The sequence below is a fragment of the Synechococcus sp. R6-7 genome (assembly GCF_047461695.1).
In the GTDB taxonomy this organism is placed as follows: Bacteria; Cyanobacteriota; Cyanobacteriia; order Thermostichales; family Thermostichaceae; genus Thermostichus.
Genome location: NZ_JANSHS010000546.1, coordinates 1 through 2414, shown reverse-complemented (window position 1 = coordinate 2414; position 2414 = coordinate 1). Strand labels below are relative to the sequence as shown.

Here is a 2414-nt window from a genome sequence, read left to right as displayed (position 1 = left end):
GTTTCACCTTGACGGTGAGATAAATGACTACGCGTTGCGGAACAGTAGGTAACCTCACTGCCATTCAAATGCCGTGGCGGGCGAAAAATCAAACCTTGGCCCAATGGATCCCTAGCCACGATAGCTGAGTCGCCTGGCGGGAGATCGAACCTGACGGCGTTTTCTGCGCCAGCGTTTCCAGCGGGAGACCATCCAGTCGCTTAGGCTGTGGTTCACCGATCCCAGTTCCAACCCCATCCCAATCCAAAAGAGCATCTCGGCGTGAACTTGCAGCAATTGCCAGAGATCGCTGCCCCACACCCAGGGTTGCCACATCCACCAGCCCAACCGGGATCCCAGCCAAGCCCCCAGCAGGCCAGCTCCTCCTGCCCATAGGCTCAAGTACAGTACCCGCACGGCGGTGCCCACAATCGGCCCATGAGACCAAAAGGAGCGATGCCGCATCCACTTGCGGTAGGGCAGCCAAATCCAGCGCAAGAACAGCCAGCGTTGATACTGTCGGGAACAGGTGTCCAGATCTCCAGAAAACATCAGGCCGCTGAACAGATAGGCGGATCCCACAGCCAGGGCAACTGTGGTGCTGTTCCCCAACACACCGGCGGCTAGGGTGATGCCGGGGGCCGTCCAGAGGGTAATGCGATCGTGGGTGGATCCCAGCGGCATAAAGCCAGAGCAACAGTACACGACTGCGGCTCAGTCTACCCGCAAGCAAAGGAGAAAGCCTGCTCCAGCCCTGGGATCGCTCCGCCGGATCTTGAAAAACTTAAGCCTGCTGCTCCCCAGGGATCCCTCGATTCAGGCGATCCAACACCTGCAACTGTCGGTAGAGCATTTCAACCCGTGGCAGATGGATCCCAGCTTGTCGAGCGTACTGCAGTGGGTTGCCGAAGATCACCTGCAGTTCCAGAGGACGTTTGCGCTCATAGTCGATTTTCATGCTGGTGCGGTAGGGGGCCATTTTCTCGGTGTTGGTGAGCATTTCTTGGATCAGGGAGTCGGGAAGCAGGCGATCACAAGCTGCAGCTCCCTGTATCACCTCCTGCATCAGCGTTTCCGCCAAAGCACGGGCCTCAGGGTCTCGAATCATTTGCTGAGTATCGGCATTGAACACCACCGAGAGGCCGTTGAAGGGAATATTCCAGACCAGTTTCTGCCAGCGGGCCAACATCAAATCTGGTGAGAGCGAAGTCGGGATCCCTGCCCGTTGAAAATCGGCTTGAACTTGTTGAAGGCGGGGCGTGATCCCTTGGGGGGCATAGCCAGGGCCGTACTCTGCCAGCAGCACCGAACCGTAATCCAGATGGTGAATGTGGCCGGGGCCAACCTTATTGGAGCTGATGAAGCAGAGGCCCCCCATGACCCGTTCTGGGCCAACGCAATCGGCAATCTCGGGCTCCACCCCCAGCCCATTTTGCAACAAGATCACCACGCCATTCTCGGCCAACACAGGCGGGATCAAGTGCGGCAGAAGCGCATTTTGGGTGGCTTTCAAAGCCACGATCACCCCTTCGCAAGCCGGCATGTCCTCCACGGCTGCGTAGGCATTCACCTGGGGCAAATGAAAATCCCCCCAGCAGGACTGCACCCAGAGGCCGTTTTGGCGAACATGGTCATAGTCGCTGTGCAGCAGAAAATGCACCGAAAAGCCCGCCTGTTGCAATTTCGCCCCATAAAATCCTCCCAAAGCACCCGTACCCAAAACAGCGTAACGGCGAGTTTCCGGCAACCGAGGCATGGCGGCAAGTTTTAGCAGGTCATCCCCAAAATACCGCACCCCAGCGCCGGCTCAGGACTTGATCTTTGCCGTTTTGTCTATCAACAGCACCCGATCTTCCGCATCGGTTTCCCGCAGATGGACTCTCACCGTTTGCTCCGGTTCTGTAGAAAGCTGACAACCGCAGTAATCGGGCTGGATGGGAAACTGTCGGTGACCCCGGTCGATCAACACCGCCAATCGCACCCGTTCCGGTCGCCCAAAGTGGTTTAGAGCCTCCAAAGCTGCTCGCACGGTGCGACCGCGAAAGATCACATCATCTACCAGCACCACTTCTTGGCCGGTCAGGTCACGCGGCATTTCGCTGCGATCGGGGGTGCGCAACCCGCCGGCGCTCAAATCGTCGCGGAAAAAAGTGATGTCCAGCTCCCCCACTTGGGGCGGGATCCCCAGTAGAGTGGCAATCCGATCCCGCAGGCGGTAGGCCAGGGGAACTCCCCGGGTGCGAATGCCGATCAACGTCAACTTTTGGAGGTGGGGGTGATCCCTGCCGATCGCCTCTGCCAGACCCTCGATCAGCCCGGCCAACTGCTCCGCATCGAAGACCTCGATCTCGGACATGGATCCCTGTCGCCCCCTCGCCAATCGCGGATCTGGTCTGTAGAAGACTTTAACAAAACGCGCGGAATTCCCCACCCTC

At 58.5% G+C, this 2414-nt stretch carries 3 protein-coding genes; all 3 read right to left on the bottom strand.

The window, feature by feature from the left end; translation table 11 throughout:
• Positions 1-111 precede the first annotated feature (111 nt).
• The 3 genes from NW815_RS14000 to pyrR all read right to left on the bottom strand — a co-directional run bounded on the left by NW815_RS14000 (position 112) and on the right by pyrR (position 2335).
• Entirely contained in the window at positions 112-663 is a 552-nt protein-coding gene (locus tag NW815_RS14000) for a metal-binding protein (protein WP_414351390.1), read from the bottom strand.
• Positions 664-763: 100 nt separating this feature from the next.
• Positions 764-1774 (bottom strand): putative 2-dehydropantoate 2-reductase, encoded by a 1011-nt coding sequence (locus NW815_RS13995; protein WP_414416152.1) that lies wholly within the window; start codon positions 1772-1774, stop codon positions 764-766.
• 12 nt (positions 1775-1786) lie between these two features.
• Positions 1787-2335 (bottom strand): bifunctional pyr operon transcriptional regulator/uracil phosphoribosyltransferase PyrR, encoded by a 549-nt coding sequence (gene pyrR / locus NW815_RS13990; protein ID WP_414391142.1) that lies wholly within the window; start codon positions 2333-2335, stop codon positions 1787-1789.
• Positions 2336-2414: the final 79 nt, after the last annotated feature.

What these genes read in the sequence shown, in the direction of transcription:
- NW815_RS14000 (WP_414351390.1), bottom strand. Translation starts at nt 663, where the DNA reads ATGCCGCTGGGATCCACCCACGATCGCATTACCCTCTGGACGGCCCCC.
- pyrR (WP_414391142.1), bottom strand. Translation starts at nt 2,335, where the DNA reads ATGTCCGAGATCGAGGTCTTCGATGCGGAGCAGTTGGCCGGGCTGATC.